The organism is Mesorhizobium sp. RCAM 05099, assembly GCF_059683685.1.
Map to the genome: position 1 here is coordinate 4,918,703 of NZ_CM185035.1, position 16,381 is coordinate 4,935,083.

At 62.0% G+C, this 16,381-nt stretch carries 18 protein-coding genes and 2 pseudogenes; 8 read left to right on the forward strand and 12 right to left on the reverse strand.

All coding sequences use genetic code 11. From position 1 onward, the window contains the following. Nucleotides 1-108 precede the first annotated feature (108 nt). The 6 genes and pseudogenes from AC56QQ_RS24375 to tnpC all read left to right on the forward strand — a co-directional run bounded on the left by AC56QQ_RS24375 (nucleotide 109) and on the right by tnpC (nucleotide 4,583). Nucleotides 109-915 (forward strand): protein-disulfide reductase DsbD domain-containing protein, encoded by an 807-nt coding sequence (locus tag AC56QQ_RS24375; protein ID WP_497123674.1) that lies wholly within the window; start codon nucleotides 109-111, stop codon nucleotides 913-915. An 84-nt stretch (nucleotides 916-999) separates the two neighbouring features. Beyond that, nucleotides 1,000-1,482: a peroxiredoxin gene (locus AC56QQ_RS24380; protein WP_497123675.1), complete on the forward strand. Its 483-nt coding sequence runs from the start codon at nucleotides 1,000-1,002 to the stop codon at nucleotides 1,480-1,482. Between the two features lie 98 nt (nucleotides 1,483-1,580). After that, nucleotides 1,581-2,057: a DUF2938 domain-containing protein gene (locus tag AC56QQ_RS24385; protein ID WP_497123676.1), complete on the forward strand. Its 477-nt coding sequence runs from the start codon at nucleotides 1,581-1,583 to the stop codon at nucleotides 2,055-2,057. A 100-nt stretch (nucleotides 2,058-2,157) separates the two neighbouring features. Then, a pseudogene (tnpA, locus tag AC56QQ_RS24390) lies at nucleotides 2,158-2,623 on the forward strand (IS66-like element accessory protein TnpA). Next, entirely contained in the window at nucleotides 2,604-2,957 is a 354-nt protein-coding gene (gene tnpB / locus AC56QQ_RS24395) for an IS66 family insertion sequence element accessory protein TnpB (RefSeq protein ID WP_258580693.1), read from the forward strand. Before tnpA ends, tnpB begins: the two are co-directional and overlap by 20 nt. 54 nt (nucleotides 2,958-3,011) lie before the next feature. Then, complete coding sequence (tnpC, locus tag AC56QQ_RS24400) at nucleotides 3,012-4,583, forward strand: IS66 family transposase (RefSeq protein WP_497123677.1); 1,572 nt, start codon at nucleotides 3,012-3,014, stop codon at nucleotides 4,581-4,583. A gap of 77 nt (nucleotides 4,584-4,660) precedes the next feature. Here the strand turns inward: tnpC and rnhA are convergent, their stop codons facing one another. The 12 genes and pseudogenes from rnhA to coxB all read right to left on the reverse strand — a co-directional run bounded on the left by rnhA (nucleotide 4,661) and on the right by coxB (nucleotide 13,901). Beyond that, entirely contained in the window at nucleotides 4,661-5,191 is a 531-nt protein-coding gene (rnhA, locus tag AC56QQ_RS24405; protein WP_497123678.1) for a ribonuclease HI, read from the reverse strand. Then, nucleotides 5,188-6,150, reverse strand: coding sequence for a homoserine kinase (locus tag AC56QQ_RS24410; RefSeq protein ID WP_497123679.1), 963 nt, complete (start codon nucleotides 6,148-6,150; stop codon nucleotides 5,188-5,190). Before AC56QQ_RS24410 ends, rnhA begins: the two co-directional genes overlap by 4 nt. A 5-nt stretch (nucleotides 6,151-6,155) precedes the next feature. Continuing rightward, nucleotides 6,156-7,166, reverse strand: coding sequence for a 4-hydroxy-3-methylbut-2-enyl diphosphate reductase (ispH, locus tag AC56QQ_RS24415; protein ID WP_489860415.1), 1,011 nt, complete (start codon nucleotides 7,164-7,166; stop codon nucleotides 6,156-6,158). A gap of 89 nt (nucleotides 7,167-7,255) precedes the next feature. Continuing rightward, nucleotides 7,256-8,011, reverse strand: coding sequence for an SURF1 family protein (locus tag AC56QQ_RS24420; protein ID WP_497123680.1), 756 nt, complete (start codon nucleotides 8,009-8,011; stop codon nucleotides 7,256-7,258). Continuing rightward, complete coding sequence (locus AC56QQ_RS24425) at nucleotides 8,008-8,394, reverse strand: DUF983 domain-containing protein (RefSeq protein WP_489860413.1); 387 nt, start codon at nucleotides 8,392-8,394, stop codon at nucleotides 8,008-8,010. The genes AC56QQ_RS24420 and AC56QQ_RS24425 overlap by 4 nt, the downstream gene beginning before the upstream one ends. Beyond that, nucleotides 8,391-8,545: pseudogene (locus tag AC56QQ_RS24430) on the reverse strand (L,D-transpeptidase family protein); the annotation flags it as partial. The gene AC56QQ_RS24425 and the pseudogene AC56QQ_RS24430, both read right to left, overlap by 4 nt. Nucleotides 8,546-8,628: 83 nt before the next feature. After that, nucleotides 8,629-9,510, reverse strand: coding sequence for a cytochrome c oxidase subunit 3 (locus tag AC56QQ_RS24435; RefSeq protein ID WP_489860412.1), 882 nt, complete (start codon nucleotides 9,508-9,510; stop codon nucleotides 8,629-8,631). Nucleotide 9,511: 1 nt separating this feature from the next. Then, a complete protein-coding gene (locus AC56QQ_RS24440) occupies nucleotides 9,512-10,144 on the reverse strand; it encodes a cytochrome c oxidase assembly protein (protein WP_497123681.1) in 633 nt (210 codons plus the stop codon). Then, nucleotides 10,144-10,308 carry a cytochrome c oxidase system small membrane protein gene (locus tag AC56QQ_RS24445; protein ID WP_497123682.1) on the reverse strand — a complete coding sequence of 55 codons (165 nt, stop codon included), beginning with the start codon at nucleotides 10,306-10,308 and terminating at the stop codon, nucleotides 10,144-10,146. Before AC56QQ_RS24445 ends, AC56QQ_RS24440 begins: the two co-directional genes overlap by 1 nt. Further along, nucleotides 10,305-11,249, reverse strand: a complete 945-nt coding sequence (locus AC56QQ_RS24450) for a heme o synthase (protein ID WP_497123683.1) — start codon at nucleotides 11,247-11,249, stop codon at nucleotides 10,305-10,307. The genes AC56QQ_RS24445 and AC56QQ_RS24450 overlap by 4 nt, the downstream gene beginning before the upstream one ends. Nucleotides 11,250-11,326: 77 nt before the next feature. Beyond that, nucleotides 11,327-12,979 carry a cytochrome c oxidase subunit I gene (gene ctaD, locus AC56QQ_RS24455; protein WP_091576372.1) on the reverse strand — a complete coding sequence of 551 codons (1,653 nt, stop codon included), beginning with the start codon at nucleotides 12,977-12,979 and terminating at the stop codon, nucleotides 11,327-11,329. Between the two features lie 37 nt (nucleotides 12,980-13,016). Further along, entirely contained in the window at nucleotides 13,017-13,901 is an 885-nt protein-coding gene (gene coxB / locus AC56QQ_RS24460) for a cytochrome c oxidase subunit II (protein ID WP_489860408.1), read from the reverse strand. A gap of 375 nt (nucleotides 13,902-14,276) precedes the next feature. On the opposite strand from coxB, the gene AC56QQ_RS24465 reads away from it, so the two are divergent. Both AC56QQ_RS24465 and tldD read left to right on the forward strand, forming a co-directional pair. Beyond that, nucleotides 14,277-14,837 (forward strand): invasion associated locus B family protein, encoded by a 561-nt coding sequence (locus AC56QQ_RS24465; RefSeq protein WP_497123684.1) that lies wholly within the window; start codon nucleotides 14,277-14,279, stop codon nucleotides 14,835-14,837. A 124-nt stretch (nucleotides 14,838-14,961) separates the two neighbouring features. Continuing rightward, complete coding sequence (tldD, locus tag AC56QQ_RS24470; protein ID WP_497123685.1) at nucleotides 14,962-16,374, forward strand: metalloprotease TldD; 1,413 nt, start codon at nucleotides 14,962-14,964, stop codon at nucleotides 16,372-16,374. The last annotated feature ends 7 nt before the right edge of the window (nucleotides 16,375-16,381 follow it).

The window sequence follows — 16,381 nt, forward strand, 5'->3', positions numbered from 1 at the left end:
GCCCATGCCGCCGGCTCGCGCATTCTTCCGCTCGAGGTCACGCAAATATGATATCGGCGACACCATGAAAACATTGCGCGGCCACGAACGGACGATCAAATCACCGCCATGCAAAGCTTGAAAATCCTGCTGCTCGGCGCCGCGATCGGATCGGCAACTGCTCTTCCCGCCGCTGCCTCCTCGTCGACGTGGTACAACAGCGAAGGCGGCAAGGTGCGGCTGGTGACGAGCGGCAAACCCGATGACGCCGGTCGCATCCAGGGCGTTCTTGACATAGCGCTCAAACCCGGCTGGAAGACCTACTGGCGCGACCCGGGCGACGCGGGCGTGCCGCCACAGCTCGACATTTCAGCCAGCACCAACATCGCCGAGGCCAGACTTTCCTTCCCGGCACCGCAGCGTCACGACGACGGCTATGGCAAATGGGCGGGCTACGACTATCCGGTTTCGCTGCCGGTGGTGTTCACGCTGTCGGTGGCGAAGGATCCAGCCGTCATCGACGCCGACATCTTTCTCGGCATTTGTGAAACGATCTGCATCCCAGTGCAGACGCGGCTGACTGTCGACCCCGCCTCAGACCCGGACAATGCCGACGACGCGGCGCTGGTGAAAGCGGGTTTCACTGCACTGCCGACGCCCGCAAGGCCGGATTTCGGCATCAACGTTCTGCCCGGCGACCACGAAACGCTGATTGTCGAGGCGAGCTTCCCCGGCGATCCGCAAGCAGCGGATTTCTTTGTTGCCGGCGAGCGGGATTACATGTTTGGCTCTCCTGTCCGCAGCGAAAAGGACGGCAAGCTGATTTTCACCGTGCCGATCCTCGACCGTCCTTCGACGACGCCCACGGATGGCGGACTTCATTACACGCTGACGAGTTCGGCCGGGGCGGTCGAAGGGCTTCTGCCTTTCCCTTGATCCAGCCTGCTCAAACGATTGCAGGAAGTCGCTGAGTTCGCTACGCAAGCAAACATCCTTCCCCATTCCCCAAGCGAGGAACTCATGACCATTTCCGTTGGCGACAAGCTGCCCGAGGTGACCTTCAAGACGATGACCGCCGACGGCGCGAAGGCGATCACTTCGGACGAGATCTTCTCCGGCAAGAAGGTCGTGCTGTTCGGCGTCCCCGGCGCCTTCACGCCGACCTGCAGCAACAACCACCTGCCCGGCTATCTCGAAAACCATGACGCCATCCTGGCGCGCGGCGTCGATACGATCGCTGTCGTTTCGGTCAACGACGTCCACGTCATGGGCGCCTGGGCGCGCTTCACCGGCGGTGAGGGCAAGATCCTCTATCTCGCCGACGGCAGTGGTGATTTCGCCAAGGCGGTCGGCCTCGACAACGACCTTTCCGCAGGCGGCATGGGGCTGCGCTCGAAGCGCTTTTCGATGATCGTCGAGGACGGCAAGGTGACGGCACTCAATGTCGAGACCAAACCCGGCGTCGACGAAAGCGGCGCGGCTCATATTCTCGGACAGCTCTGAACCTCAGCGAAAACGCCGGGCCTGGATCGCAACGGTCACCCTCGCCCGACGGCCGCGCTTATGTTTCCAGAACTGCATGATTTTAGGGGACCGCAGCGATGTTTGACATCTTATGGCGTACAGTCGCGATCGGCATCGGTGCCACGGTTCTGATGGATCTCTGGGCGATCTTCCTCAGCAAGGCGTTCGGCCAGCCGTGGCCGAACTGGGGGCCGGTCGGGCGCTGGGTCTGGCATCTCCGCGACAAGGTCTTTCACGACGATATTGGCGATGCCGCGCCCTACGCGCATGAGACAGCGCTTGGCTGGGCCTTTCACTATTTTGTCGGCATCGTCTACGGCATCATCCTGGTGGCATTGGCGGGAGCGGCATGGCTGGCGGCGCCGACATTCCTGCCGGCCTTCATCCTCGGCATCGTCACCGTCGGCGCCGGCTGGTTCCTGTTGGCGCCGGGCATGGGCGCTGGGTGGGCGGCCTCAAATCGGCCCAATCCCATGCAGATCCGGGCGCTCAACCTCGTTTCGCACACCGTGTTCGCGCTCGGGCTTTACGGCACGGCGCTGCTGATCCGCTAAAAGCAGACGGATTCGCTGTAAGCGCGAATTTCTCCGCACCTTTTTCCATTGAGCGTGTTTTGGCATGAAGTGTCCACTTAACGGAGGTGGACACCAAGTGATTGAGGACGATGAACAGAAACTGCTGGTGAGGCGGATTTTGCGCAACGGCCGCCGGCGGTACGACCCGGCGTCGAAAGAGCGGCTAGTTGCGGCCTGCCTTGAGCCTGGCGTGTCGGTATCGCGACTTGCGCTTGAACATGGGATCAATGCCAACCTTCTTCGGAAATGGATAAAGACGACCAAAGACGCCGGTGCTTTGCCGCCACCTGCACCGTCTGCGTTCATTCCAGTTCAAGTCACCGCTGCGGGACCACAGCCTGCCTATGCAGAGCAATTCGGTGGACAGGCCTGCTGCGCGTGGTGAAGAGCGGCTGTCGAAGTCGGAAAGCATGGGCTCATCGCCACTCCCAGCCAAGGTGAGCGCGTCTTTGCCGAACGGCGTGAAGCTGGTGCTGGAATGCGGTGATGTAGACGCGTTGACGGCGATCATTGGAGCTCTGGGCCATGTTCAGACTGGGCGCTGATCTCAACGTCTACCTGCACCGCGAGCCGATCGATTTTAGGGCCGGCATCAACAGCCTTGCGGTCCTGGTTCAGGAGGTGATGGAGCTTGACCCATTTGCGCCTGCGGTCTTTGCATTTTGCAATCGCCGCCGCGACCGGATGAAACTCTTGTTCTTCGACCGGTCCGGCTTCGTGCTGGTTCTGAAGCGGCTGACCGAAGACAGGTTCCGATGGCCACGCCGGGAGACGGCGGTGGTTACGCTGACGACCGAGCAGCTCCATTGGATTCTCGACGGCATCGACATCGATGCAATGGTGCGCCATCCGGTGCGGCAATATCAGGTTGCGGGCTGACGGCTCCCGAATTGTGCGGTTGACGCGTCGGTGCGGTTCAGATTCAAAACTACGATGAATCGACCTGGCGAACCGACTGTTGAGGAGTTGATGGCGCGCATTGCTGTGCTGCAGGCGGAGAACCGTCAGCTCGCAGAACGCGTGGTTAAGCTCGAGGAAGAGTTGGCGCTGGCGCGCTCACATCGTTTTGCGCCCAAGAGCGAAAAGCACGTTGATCGCCTCTTCAATGAAGCCGAACAGGTTGCCGATGAAGACGACGCGGGCAGCGAAGATGGCAATGTCATCGACCTGCCGGACACCGGCTTTCCGTCCACCGAAAAGCCGGAGGCAAAGAAGCGTGGCCGCAAGGCCCTGCCGGAACACCTGCCGCGCGAGCGCGTCGAGTATGACCTTCCCGAAGATCAGAAGGCCTGTCCTTGCTGTCGTCACCGGATGCACCACATGGGCGAGGCCATTACCGAGCAGCTTCATATCGAGGTGAAGGCGAAGGTCCTGCAGAATGTGCGCTTCAAGTATGCCTGCCGCCATTGCGACCGCACCGGCATCAATACGCCGGTCGTGATCGCGCCGATGCCCGCGCAGCCCTTGCCGGGCAGCATCGCCACGGCCTCGACACTGGCATTTGCTCTTGTTCACAAGTACGTCGACGGCACGCCGCTCTACCGCTTGAGCCAGGCATTCGAGCGAGCCGGCGTGCCCGTCAGCCGCGGCGCTCTGGGGCATTGGGTGATCGGATCGAGCGAGAAGCATCTCTCCCGCATCTATGACGCACTGAAGCTGCGGCTCAGGTCTCAAGCACTCATCCATGGCGACGAGACCACCGTCCAGGTCCTGAAGGAAAAGGACAGGGAGGCCACCAGCACATCATTTATGTGGGCATACCGGAGCGGCGAAGAGAGTAACGAGCCGATCGTGCTGCTCGATTATCAACCGGGTCGCGGCCAGATTTATCCGCAGGCCTTCCTCGGCGATTACCGCGGCATACTGATGAGCGATGGCTATACCGCATGGCGCACGCTGGCAGGGGCCACCCATGTGGGATGCATGGCCCATTCCAGACGTCGCTTCGTCGATGCCCTCAAGGCAAGAAAGAAGGGGGGCGGTCCGCCGGAGCAGGCGCTCAAGTTCTTCGAGCAGCTCTACCGGGTTGAAGGCCAAGCGCGGAACGAAAAGCCGGACAAGGGCGAAACACAAGCCGATTGCATTCGCCGCTTTCGCCAGCAACACAGCGTTCCCATCCTCAATGCTCTCAAGATATGGCTCGACGACATCGCGCCGAAGGTCTTGCCCGATAGCAAGATCGGCGACGCCGTGTCCTACACTCTGAACCAGTGGGAGTACCTGACGCGATACACAGAAGACGGCAGGATGCCGATCGACAACAACCTCCTCGAACGCGATATCAGAATCTTTGCCACCGGCAGAAAATCCTGGCTGTTCAGCGATACCGTGGATGGAGCCAGGGCCAGCGCCGTCATATACAGCCTGATGCTGACCTGCCGCGCCTGTGGCGTCGAGCCCTTGGCCTACTTGCGCCACGTCCTCAGCGAATTGCCGCAGCGCGCCACAGACGCCGACATCACCGACCTGCTGCCCTTCAACTTCGCCAAAACCGCCGCTGCATGATCCGATGCAGCCGTCTGACAGCGACCCCGTCAAACGGGCCGCGTCAACGCGCATGGAAATGAGCGCTTACGATTCGCTCAATAGCTCTGTGTCGAGCGCCGCGCCTTTGCCACCGTCGGTCGCTTTGACTGCTCGGCAGGCTTCGGCGCCGCCGCAGGTCTGACCGGGCCTTTCTTGAACGGCGCCATGCCTTCGCGCGCGAGTTCGTCGGCGCGCTCGTTCTCGGTATGACCGGCATGACCCTTGACCCAGGTCCAGGTAACCTTGTGGCGCCGGTTGGCTTCATCGAGCGCCTGCCACAGCTCACCGTTCTTGACCGGCTTCTTGTCGGCGGTTTTCCAGCCGTTCTTCTTCCAGCCGTGGATCCACTTGGAAATGCCGTCCATGACATATTTGCTGTCGGTATGAAGGTCTACGGTGCAAGGCTCTTTCAGCGCATTCAGCGCTGAGATGGCGGCGAGAAGTTCCATGCGGTTGTTGGTCGTCTCGGCCTCGCCGCCGGAAAGCTCCTTGGTGGTGCCGTTGAAGCGCAGGATCGCGCCCCAGCCGCCGGGGCCGGGATTGCCCGAACAGGCGCCGTCGGTGAAGATCTCAACCTGTTTGCTCATGCCAATCCATATTCCGAAGGAGATCTGATCGCCCGATGGAACCGCATCCTGCGGATATATTCGGTCGGGTCGCGTTTCATCACCAGCCCGCCGTCGGGAACGGTCAGCCAGTCGTAGAGCCGGGTCAGCATGAAACGCAATGCCGAGCCGCGCGCCAGTATCGGCAGCGCGGCCTTCTCCGGGTCGCTCAAGGGACGCACGCTCTGATAGCTGGCAAGCAACGCCCTGCCCTTGGTCAGGTTGAAGGAAAAATCCTTCTCGAAGCACCAGGCGTTGAGGCAGGTGGCGACATCGTAGGCGTAGAGGTCGTTGCAGGCGAAATAGAAGTCGATGAGGCCGGAGAGTTTTTCGCCGAGAAAAAAGACGTTGTCCGGGAAAAGATCGGCATGGATGATGCCCTTGGGCAGGTTCTTCGGCCAGTTCCGCTCGAAATCGGCGAAGTCGGCGTCGACCTCGGCCGCCAGGCCTGGCTCAACCTCGTCAGCCCGTTCGTGGGACGCATTCCAAAGCTTGCGCCAGCCGTCGATTGCGAGCGCATTTGGACGGGTCATCGGGAAATCGGCGCCGGCCAGATGCAGGGCCGCCAGCGCCTTGCCGACCTCGGCGCAATGCGCTGATGTCGGCCGCCGCAGCGAAAGCCCTTCGAGGAAGGTGATGATGACGGCTGGCCGGCCGGCGAGCGTGCCGATGACGCTGCCATCATGCGCGGTCACGGGCAGCGGACAGGACACCCCTTTTTTGGCGAGATGACCCATCAGGCCTAGGAAAAACGGCAAATCCGCCTTCTCGACGCGCTTTTCATAGAGCGTCAGGATGTAGGAGCCGCTTGAGGTGTGCAGCAGGAAGTTCGAGTTCTCGGTGCCTTCGGCGATGCCCTTGTAGGACAGGAGATCGCCGACCGGATAGCGCTTCAGGAATGCGCCGAGTTCGCCTTCCGCAACATCGGTATAGACCGCCATGCGCTTTACGCGGCTCCATTGACGAAGGCCATGTCGGCCCGCGTCAGTTCGACGTCGCGCAATACCCGCATGACCGGAAAATCCTCCGTTTCCGTGGCCGTGATGGCCAGGTCGATCGTGACATCAAAGCGCTGGCGGAACGCGTCGATGATCTCGTCGACGATGATTTCGGGCGCCGACGCACCGGCCGACAGGCCGAGCGTCGAGATGCCGGCGATGTCATTCCACGGAATCTCGGCGGCGCGCTGCACGAGAAGCGACATCGAGGCGCCGGCTCGCTCCGCCACTTCGACAAGACGCCGCGAATTGGATGAATTGGGCGCTCCGACGATCAGGTAGAGATCGGCGCCGGCAGCGGTCTCCTTGACCGCTTCCTGGCGGTTGGTGGTGGCATAGCAGATCGATTCCGCGGCCGGGGCATGCAGGTCTGGAAAGCGGTCCCGCAAGGCGCGGATGATGCCGGCGGTGTCCTCTACCGACAGGGTGGTCTGGGTAACGAAGCCGAGCGCCCGCGGATCGGCGGGCGCAAGCTTCGCGGCGTCGGCTTCGGTCTCGACCAGCGTCACCGCTCCCTCGGGCAGCTGACCCATGGTGCCGATCACCTCGGGGTGTCCGGCATGACCGATAAGCAGCACATGACGGCCAAGCCGCTGGTGGCGCATCGCCTGCTTGTGGACCTTCGACACCAGCGGGCAAGTGGCGTCGAGATAGAAGAGGTTGCGTGCCTGGGCATCGGCCGGCACCGATTTCGGCACGCCATGCGCCGAGAACACGACCGGGCTCTGGCGATGTTCCGCCGGAATCTCGGAGAGCTCTTCGATGAAGACCGCGCCAAGGCTTTGCAGCCCCTCAACGACGTAGCGGTTGTGCACGATCTCGTGGCGGACATAGACCGGCGCACCATATTTCTTCAACGCCAACACGACGATCTGGATGGCACGGTCGACGCCGGCGCAGAAACCACGCGGCTGGCAAAGCCGTATCGTCAGAGGAGGCTTGGTGGTTGTCTGAAGCATCAAATCCTGGCCGGTTGATCAGAGCCGAAATGAGGTGCGCACCCCCGCCCTGTCAAGGGCGTCGGTAGAAAGGGGGGCGTCGGTCGCGTTCATTCCTCTTTCACGGGTCGGCGAAGCCGCAGGATGAGCACAGCGGCGAGTGCCGCGGCAAGCCCGTACCAGGTCACCGCATATTGCAAATGGCTGTTCGGCAGGTCGATGATGGTGACGCCGCCGACCGGCAGCCCGCCTGGATTGGGCGCCTTGTCGGCGTCGATGAAGATCGGCACCAGCGTGGCGCCCGCCGGCAGCCCGGCGCTCGCCGCCATCGCGTCGCGGTCCTTCCAGTAGAAGATATTCTTCGCCACGTCATTGTCGGGAAGCATCATCGACGGCTTTGCCGGCAGCGGATTGCGGGCTAGCCCTGATATCGTCACCTTCCCCGCCACCTGCCCTTGCGAGCGCTTGGCGGCATCTTTCAGGTCGTAAGGCACGAAGCCGCGATTGATCAGGATGAAGCGGCCATCGCCGAGCGCGAGCGGTGTGTAGACGTTGAAGCCGGCTTCACCTTCCCACGTTGCATAGAAATGCCGTTCGCCTGAGTGCAGGAAGGTACCGGTGACGGTCACCGGCGTATAGTCGACGTCCCCGGTGGAGGCGAGCTCTTTCTCAACTTCGGCCAGCGGCCGCGGCACCGAGTGGGTGCGCTGGTCGATGGTCTGGAGAAGACCTTCCTTCCAGTGCAGTCGCTGTACCTGCCAGGTGCCAAGCGCCACAAGGATCAGCAGCAGCACCAGGCCGAGGCCTAGCAGCAATGCCGTCCTTGGCCGCGAACGGCCGCCACCTTTAATCGACGCCTCGCTCATTCACCGCGATCCAGCCGGCCCTCGGCCGCCTTGTTGCGATATTGCAGGGTGAGCAATACGCCCTTGATCAGCCGGAGCGCCGTCAGGCACAGCACGATGGCCAGTGGGATCCAGAGCAGCAGATGCAGCCAGAGCGGTGGGCTCAGCGTGACTTCAACCCAGAGCGCCAGGCCGACAATCAGGAAGCCTATGATCAGGATGACGAAAACCGCGGGCCCGTCACCGGCATCGGCGTAGGAATAATCGAGGCCGCAATTGACGCAGCGCTTGCCGACAGTGAGGAAGCCGGAAAACAGTCGCCCCTCGCCGCAGCGTGGGCAACGGCCGTGCAGGCCAGCCGAAATCGGATCGACCGGAGGCCAGATCGCCTTGTCGTCACTCATTGTCTACCACTCGATCTCGATGGCGTGCCATCGGCCGCCATCGCCCAGTTCTCGTCCATTTCGGAATCCGTAACCGCAATGCAGCCATCGGTCCAGCCGACCAATTGAAGCAGCCAGCCCACCAGCCGAAACCATTTGGCCGGCCATGGATCGTATCGACCGGCGATCATTGCGCTGAAAAAGAAAAAGGCGGCCGCGTCGCCGCGGCCGCCTCCTTGTTTCCTCGAACCGGTATCAGTGGCCTTCGATGACCGCGCCGACCGATCCCCAGACGTAGATCGATGCGAACAGGAACAGCCAGACCACGTCGACGAAATGCCAATACCAGGCCGCGGCCTCGAAGCCGAAATGCTGCTTGGGGGTGAAATCGCCCTTTATCGCCCTGATCAGGCAGACCAGCAGGAAGATGGTGCCGATGATGACATGGAAACCATGGAAGCCGGTGGCCATGAAGAAGGTGGCGCCGTAGATGGAATCCTTGAAGGCGAACGGTGCATGCATGTACTCGTAGGCCTGCACCATGGTGAACAGCATGCCGAGGGCAACGGTCAGCACGAGACCGTTGATCAACCCCTTGCGATCGCCATGGATGAGCGAGTGGTGCGCCCAGGTAACCGTGGTGCCCGACAGGAGCAGGATGACGGTGTTGTAGAGCGGCAGGTGGAAAGGATCGAGAACCTCCATGCCCTTCGGCGGCCAGACACCACCGGTGAACGCGGTACGCGCGTAATTCTGAACCTCGCTGGGGAACAGGCTGGCATCGAAAAAAGCCCAGAACCAGGCGACGAAGAACATCACCTCCGAGGCAATGAACATGATCATGCCGTAGCGCAGGTGGAGCGATACCACCCGCGTGTGATGGCCCTCATGCGCTTCCTTGATCGTATCCGACCACCAGGCGAACATGGTGTAGAGGACGATCGCCATGCCGATGAAGAACAGCCACGGATTGGCGATGTTGAAGCCGAAGATCGGGAAGTTGCCCGCCTTGAGATACTGCATCAGGCAGACGCCACCGATCGCGGTCACCAACGCGCCGACGGACCCCAGGAAAGGCCATGGGCTCGGATCTACGAGATGGTAGTCATGGTGTGGTTTTGCGTGCGCGTCTGCCATATCAACCCCCGAGATTTGCTTCGGTATTCGAAATTATCTTGCTGCTGCCTTTGACCGGCACAGATGATGCAACCGGCTTGCTCTTCTCGACCGGGAACATCGTATAGGACAGGGTGATCGTCCTCACGTCCTTCAGTTCCGGCACGTTCACGATATCGGGATCCACATAGAACACGACCGGCATGTCCAGCGTCTGGCCGGGTTTCAGCGTCGTATCGGTGAAGCAGAAGCACTCGACCTTGTTGAAGTAGGGGCCGGCGAGTTCCGGCTGCACATTGAAGGTGGCCCGGCCGGTAACGGGGCGATCGAACTTGTTGATGGCCTGGTACTGCGCCTGCACCGTCTCGCCGATCTTCATCGTCATAGACCGTTGGACCGGCTGGAATTGCCACGGCACGCCGGCAATGTTGGCATCGAAGCGGACGGTGATGTCGCGGTCGAGCACGCGGCCTGCATATTGCTTCTCGGCACGTTGCGTCTTACCGCCATAGCCAGTAGCCTGGCAGAACATCTTGTAGAGCGGCACCGCGGCATAGGCCATGCCGATCATGCCGGTGAAGAAAGCAAGGCAGACCGCCGCGACCATGACGTTGCCGTTGTTCCTGCCCGGTCTTTTGGACGTTTCGACGCTCATCACATCGTGCCCAGGTTGTGGCCGAACTTGACGATCGTCGCGATATAGAAAATGACGACCAGCACGGCCAAAGCTAGGCCGATGGCGACGGAACGGTTGCGCCTGGCTTTTCTGTGACGCTCGGTCAACGTGACCAGCTCGAGCTTTTCTTCGATCATGGTCATGCTCCACCCATGGCAAGGACACGCTCGACGACGCTGTCGGCAAGATAGGCGGCGAAGATGGCGAAGAGATAAAGCAACGAATAGGCGAACAAGGCCTTGGCAGGCTTCATCACGCGGTCGCCGTCGGCCATCGCCAGTACTTTCCACGCGTACCAGACAAAACCGGCGCCAAGCAGCACGGCGGCCACGCCATAGACGGGCGTGGTGTAGCCAAGCAGCCATGGCAGCACGCCAACCGGAGCCAGCACCAGCGCGTAGGCGAAGATCTGACGGCGGGTTGAAGTCTGGCCGGCGACATTCGGCATCATCGGAATGCCGGCGCGTTCGTAATCCTCGGACTTGAACAGCGCCAGCGCCCAGAAATGCGGCGGCGTCCACAGGAAGATGATCAGGAACAGGATCAGGCTTTCGAGGCTGACCGTTCCGGTCACCGCTGCCCAGCCAATGACCGGCGGAATGGCGCCGGCAGCCCCGCCGATGACGATGTTCTGCGGCGTCCAGCGCTTCAGCCACATCGTGTAGACGACGGCGTAGAAGAAGATGGTGAAGGCCAGCAGTGTCGCCGACAGCCAGTTGACCAGAACGCCCAGCGTCATCACCGACAGCACCGACAGCACCAGGCCGAAGCTCAGCGCCTCGCCGGGCCGAATGCGACCGGCCGGGACCGGACGGCTCGCGGTCCTGGTCATCACCGCATCGATGTCGGCGTCGTACCACATGTTAAGCGCGCCCGACGCCCCGGCGCCGATGGCGATCGACAGGATGGCGATCACCGCCAGCAGCGGGTTGATGGTCACGGGTGCGGCGACCAGGCCGACAAAGGCGGTGAACACCACCAGCGACATGACGCGCGGCTTCAGCAGGGCGAAGAAATCGCCTGCCGTCGCTTCCGACATGCGAAAGCCCGCTTCGTCAATCAATGAGTCGTCGACAAGGGCCATGCGTACTTAAGTCCATCATTCCGTTTGGCCAAAACCGCCGGCGGACCGGCGGTTTCGATTCCGTGCAGGCTGCCGCCTTACTTGATCTTCGGCAGCTGCTCCCACTGGTGGAAAGGCGGCGGCGAAGGCAGCTGCCATTCCAGTGTCGTCGCGCCCTCACCCCACGGGTTGGCGCCGGCCACCCGCTTCTTCTGGAAGGCTTCGAACACACCGTAGAGGAAGATCACGACGCCGACGGCCGAGATATACGAACCGTAGGACGACACCATGTTCCAGCCCGCGAATGCGTCCGGATAGTCGATGGTGCGGCGCGGCATGCCGGCGAGGCCGAGGAAGTGCTGCGGGAAGAAGATCAGGTTGACGCCGACGAACGTGACCCAGAAGTGGGTGTTGGCGATAACCGGCGAGTACATGTAGCCGGTCATCTTCGGGAACCAGTAGTACCAGCCGGCGAAGATGGCGAAGACCGCACCCAAGGACAGCACGTAGTGGAAGTGCGCGATCACGAAATAGGTGTCATGCAACGACCGGTCGAGGCCGGCATTGGCCAACTGGACGCCGGTGACGCCACCAATCGTGAACAGGAAGATGAAGCCCAGCGCCCACAGCATCGGCGGCTTGAACGAAATCGACCCGCCCCACATCGTGGCGATCCACGAGAAGATCTTCACGCCCGTCGGCACCGCGATGACCATGGTGGCGAAGACGAAATAGCGCTGCGTGTCGAGCGACAGGCCGGTCGTATACATGTGATGCGCCCAGACGATGAAGCCCACCGCGCCGATCGCCACCATGGCGTAGGCCATGCCCAGATAGCCGAACACCGGCTTTTTGGAGAAGGTCGAGACGATATGGCTGATGATGCCGAAGCCCGGCAGGATCAGGATGTACACTTCCGGATGACCGAAGAACCAGAACAGGTGCTGGAAGAGGATCGGGTCGCCGCCGCCGTCCGGTGCGAAGAAGGTCGTTCCGAAATTACGGTCGGTCAACAGCATGGTGATGCCGCCGGCAAGCACCGGAAGCGAGAGAAGCAGCAGGAATGCGGTGACCAGCACCGACCACGCAAACAGCGGCATCTTGTGCAGCGTCATGCCGGGAGCGCGCATGTTGAAGATGGTGGTGATGAAGTTGATGGCGCCGAGGATCGACGACGCGCCGGCAATGTGGATCGACAGGATCGCCAAATCCATCGCCGGTCCAGGCTGGCCCGAGGTCGAAAGCGGCGGATAGAGCGTCCAGCCGCCGCCGACGCCAAAGGCGCCCGGCGCGCTCGGCACGAACATCGAGGTGAGCAACAGGATGAAGGCTGGTGGCAGCAGCCAGAAGGAAATGTTGTTCATGCGCGGGAACGCCATGTCGGGCGCGCCAATCATGATCGGAACCATCCAGTTGGCGAAACCGCCGATCAGCGCCGGCATGACCATGAAGAAGATCATGATCAGGGCGTGCGCGGTGGCGAAGGCATTGTACATGCTCTTGCCGCCGTCGATCGCGGCATCACCGTTCATGCCGTAGACCATCTGCGCGAGGCCACTGAAGATCTGGATGCCCGGCTCCTGCAGCTCCATGCGGATAGCCACGGACAGGGCGCCGCCGATGATGCCGGCGAAGATCGCGAAGATCAGATAGAGCGTCCCGATGTCCTTGTGGTTGGTCGAATAAACCCAGCGGACCCAGCCGTGATAAGGCTTGTGGTCGTGCCCGTCGTGAGCTGCAGCGTCTGCCATGTTCCGCTCCGTTCCCTGATCTTTTCTGGCCGCGGCGTCAGTTGCCGGCGACCGCTACCTTGTTCTGGCCGTCGACCTCAGCCATCAGCGCCTTGTTGGCGCCGGGCAGATTGGTTTTGGCTGCTTCCAGCCAGCTGTTGAATTGCGCGTCGGACACCACGCGGATGGCGATCGGCATGAAAGCGTGATCCTTGCCGCAGAGCTGCGAGCACTGACCGTAGTAGAGGCCTTCCTTCTCCGCCTTGAACCAGGTCTCGTTGGTGCGACCGGGAACCGCGTCCATCTTGATGCCGAACGACGGCATGGCGAAGGAGTGGATCACATCGGTTGCGGTCACCAGCACGCGGGTCATGGTATTGACCGGCACAACCATCTCGTTGTCGACGGCAAGCAGGCGAGGATAGACCTTGCGATCTTCCTTGCCGGCGGCAGCCCGGTCCGCGTCCTGGAGGACCGCGGAATTGAAGGAGAGCGTGTTCCCGGTCTGGTACTCGTAGTCCCAGTTCCACTGGTTGCCAGTCGCCTTGACCGTCAGCTTGGCTTCTTCCGGAGGCGTGTACTGCGCCGTCAAAAGCTGGAACGAGGGTATGGCGAGGCAGAGCAGGACGACGACCGGACCAACAGTCCAGACCACCTCGATCAGCGTGTTGTGGCTGGTCTTCGATGGGACCGGGTTTGCACTCGCGCGGAATCTCACGATGCAATAAGCGAGAAGCAGCAGCACCAGGACGGTGATCGGGACGATGAACCACATCGTGTAGTTTCCGAACCACTCGATCTGCCGCATGATGTCGGTAGCCGGCGCCTGGAACGTGGTCTGCCATGCCACCGGCTGGTCGGCATGGGCGGGTGGGCCGGCGAAAAACGTGGCGGCGGCCCCAGCACTTGCTAGAAACTTGGCGCTTGCTAGGAATTTTCTCATCGCCCTCATCGTCTCCCAGTTCCTCGCGGTTGCGGTGCGAGAATATCGAACAATGCCGGGACGGGAATCCCGACAGTCTCAAGCTGGTTCAAACCATACTCTTTTTCCCTCCGCAAGAAAGGAGCGGACGAAACCGTGCGGCATTTTTGCGCGCAAGCCGGGATGGGCCCTTGAAGGCAGCAGAGGCGGCCCCGAATCGCGTATGTTCGGCCAATGGCCACATTCTTGCGGGCCCTGCGTGGCAGACGTCGCAATTCGGGCGAAATTGGCTAGGAAAAGCGCCGTGTTGGCTTTTTCGGGGCAGACCGGTTGCGGTCTCATCCTTTACTTGGCTTTGGCGCGGCTTAAAGTGCCGTGATTCGCAATGGAGCCGTCATGAACTCTTGGCTTTCGAGACTTGGGCTTTCGAGAACCTTGGCGAAGGTCAGCTTTCTCGCCGCCTTGTCCGTGATCGGCTTGTCTGCAATCGGCTTGTCCGGCATCAGCCAGGCCAATGCCGCGCAGCCGAGCGGCACCGTTCGCTCGACGCATGGCGCCTGGTCGATCATCTGCGACACGCCGGCCGGCGCCACCTCGGAGCAATGCGTGATGATGCAGAACGTCGTCGCCGAGGATCGCCCCGAGATGGGGCTGTCGGTCGTCGTGCTGCGCACCGCCGACAACAAGGCGGAGATCCTGCGCGTGCTGGCACCGCTCGGCGTGCTTCTGCCCAACGGGCTCGGCCTCAATGTCGACGGCAAGGATATCGGCCGCGCCTATTTCGTGCGCTGCTTCCAGGACGGCTGCTACGCCGAGGTCATTCTCGAAAAGCCACTGCTCGACACGTTGAAGACCGGCACATCGGCCACTTTCATCGTCTTCCAGACCCCGGAAGAAGGCATCGGCATTCCGGTCGACCTCAAGGGTTTCGCCGACGGTTTCGCCGCCCTGCCCTGAGCAGTTCTCTTCCTGAGGGACATGTTTGCACGGACGCGCGTGCACCATCGCTTTGCCGCAGCGCATTGCCGAAACGCCCGGTCGCGCCTACATCGGCAAAAGAAATCTTCTCCAGGGATGCGCCATGAACAGCCTGATAGGCCAATTTGACATTTCCGACGACCGCATCAAGCAGATCGTCGCCGACACCATCAATGGCGCGGACGACGGCGAGCTGTTCCTCGAATACAGCGAGAGCGAGGCGCTGATGTTCGACAATGGCCGGCTGAAGACCGCCAACTTCAACACGGACCAGGGCTTCGGCCTGCGTGCCGTTGCCGGCGAAGCCAGCGGCTATGCCCATTCCAGCGATCTTTCGGAAGCCTCGCTGCTACGCGCGGCCGATGCCGTGTCCACCGTCAAGGGCGGCTATTCCGGCACGCTTGCCGCAGCCCCCGCCCGTACCAATCGCCATCTCTATGGCGATGAGAACCCAATCCCCTCGCCTTCCTTCGAGGTCAAGGCGAAGCTGCTGCAGGAAATCGACGCCTGGCTGCGCGCCGAGGACCCGCGCGTTCGCCAGGTTTCGGCATCGCTCGCAGCCTCCTGGCAGCATGTCGAGATCGTGCGCGCCGACGGCCAGGTGGTGCGCGATATCCGCCCGCTGGTCCGGATCAACGTCTCTGTCGTCGTCGGCAATGGCGACCGCCAGGAGAGCGGCTCCTACGGCATGGGCGGACGCAAGGCCTTCGGCGACTTTCTCGTCGAGGACAGTTGGAAGCACGCCGCCAAGGAGGCGCTCAGGCAAGCGCTGGTCAACCTCGAGGCCATTCCGGCGCCAGCCGGGACCTTCGACATCGTGCTGTCGAGTGGATGGCCGGGTGTCATGCTGCACGAGGCTGTCGGCCATGGCCTTGAAGGCGACTTCAACCGCAAGAAGACCTCGGCCTTCGCCGGCCTGCTGGGTCAGCAGGTCGCCGCCAAGGGCGTCAGCGTCGTCGACGACGGCACCATGCCAGAGCGGCGCGGCTCGCTCACCGTCGATGACGAAGGCACGCCTTCGGCCCGCAATGTGCTGATCGACGACGGCAAACTGGTCGGCTACATGCAGGACCGCCAGAACGCCCGGCTGATGGGCATGAAGGCCACCGGCAACGGCCGGCGCGAAGGCTATGCGCACCAACCGATGCCGCGCATGACCAACACCTACATGACGGCGGGCGACATGGAGCCGGACGAAATCATCGCCTCGGTAAAGAACGGCATCTATGCCGTCTCCTTCGGCGGCGGCCAGGTCGACATCACCTCGGGCAAGTTCGTGTTCGGTTGCACCGAGGCCTACATGATCGAGAACGGCAAGGTGACGCAGCCTATCAAGGGCGCCATGCTGATCGGCAACGGGCCGGACGCCATGCACCGCGTTTCGATGGTCGGCAACGACATGAGGCTCGATACCGGCATCGGCATGTGCGGCAAGGCCGGACAGGGCGTACCGGTCGGCGTCGGCCAGCCGCATCTGCGCATGAATCAGATGACGGTGGGCGGCACGCGGGTTTGATCGAGGG

Bases quoted from the DNA above. Each gene is read 5' to 3' on its own strand.
- AC56QQ_RS24435 (WP_489860412.1), bottom strand. From the start codon at position 9,510: ATGGCAGACGCGCACGCAAAACCACACCATGACTACCATCTCGTAGAT.
- AC56QQ_RS24440 (WP_497123681.1), bottom strand. From the start codon at position 10,144: ATGAGCGTCGAAACGTCCAAAAGACCGGGCAGGAACAACGGCAACGTC.
- ispH (WP_489860415.1), bottom strand. From the start codon at position 7,166: ATGCTTCAGACAACCACCAAGCCTCCTCTGACGATACGGCTTTGCCAG.
- AC56QQ_RS24410 (WP_497123679.1), bottom strand. From the start codon at position 6,150: ATGGCGGTCTATACCGATGTTGCGGAAGGCGAACTCGGCGCATTCCTG.
- rnhA (WP_497123678.1), bottom strand. From the start codon at position 5,191: ATGAGCAAACAGGTTGAGATCTTCACCGACGGCGCCTGTTCGGGCAAT.
- AC56QQ_RS24465 (WP_497123684.1), top strand. From the start codon at position 14,277: ATGAACTCTTGGCTTTCGAGACTTGGGCTTTCGAGAACCTTGGCGAAG.
- AC56QQ_RS24450 (WP_497123683.1), bottom strand. From the start codon at position 11,249: ATGGCCCTTGTCGACGACTCATTGATTGACGAAGCGGGCTTTCGCATG.
- ctaD (WP_091576372.1), bottom strand. From the start codon at position 12,979: ATGGCAGACGCTGCAGCTCACGACGGGCACGACCACAAGCCTTATCAC.
- AC56QQ_RS24375 (WP_497123674.1), top strand. From the start codon at position 109: ATGCAAAGCTTGAAAATCCTGCTGCTCGGCGCCGCGATCGGATCGGCA.
- tnpB (WP_258580693.1), top strand. From the start codon at position 2,604: ATGTTCAGACTGGGCGCTGATCTCAACGTCTACCTGCACCGCGAGCCG.
- AC56QQ_RS24380 (WP_497123675.1), top strand. From the start codon at position 1,000: ATGACCATTTCCGTTGGCGACAAGCTGCCCGAGGTGACCTTCAAGACG.
- AC56QQ_RS24385 (WP_497123676.1), top strand. From the start codon at position 1,581: ATGTTTGACATCTTATGGCGTACAGTCGCGATCGGCATCGGTGCCACG.
- AC56QQ_RS24420 (WP_497123680.1), bottom strand. From the start codon at position 8,011: ATGAGCGAGGCGTCGATTAAAGGTGGCGGCCGTTCGCGGCCAAGGACG.
- tldD (WP_497123685.1), top strand. From the start codon at position 14,962: ATGAACAGCCTGATAGGCCAATTTGACATTTCCGACGACCGCATCAAG.
- tnpC (WP_497123677.1), top strand. From the start codon at position 3,012: ATGAATCGACCTGGCGAACCGACTGTTGAGGAGTTGATGGCGCGCATT.
- AC56QQ_RS24425 (WP_489860413.1), bottom strand. From the start codon at position 8,394: ATGAGTGACGACAAGGCGATCTGGCCTCCGGTCGATCCGATTTCGGCT.
- coxB (WP_489860408.1), bottom strand. From the start codon at position 13,901: ATGAGAAAATTCCTAGCAAGCGCCAAGTTTCTAGCAAGTGCTGGGGCC.
- AC56QQ_RS24445 (WP_497123682.1), bottom strand. From the start codon at position 10,308: ATGACCATGATCGAAGAAAAGCTCGAGCTGGTCACGTTGACCGAGCGT.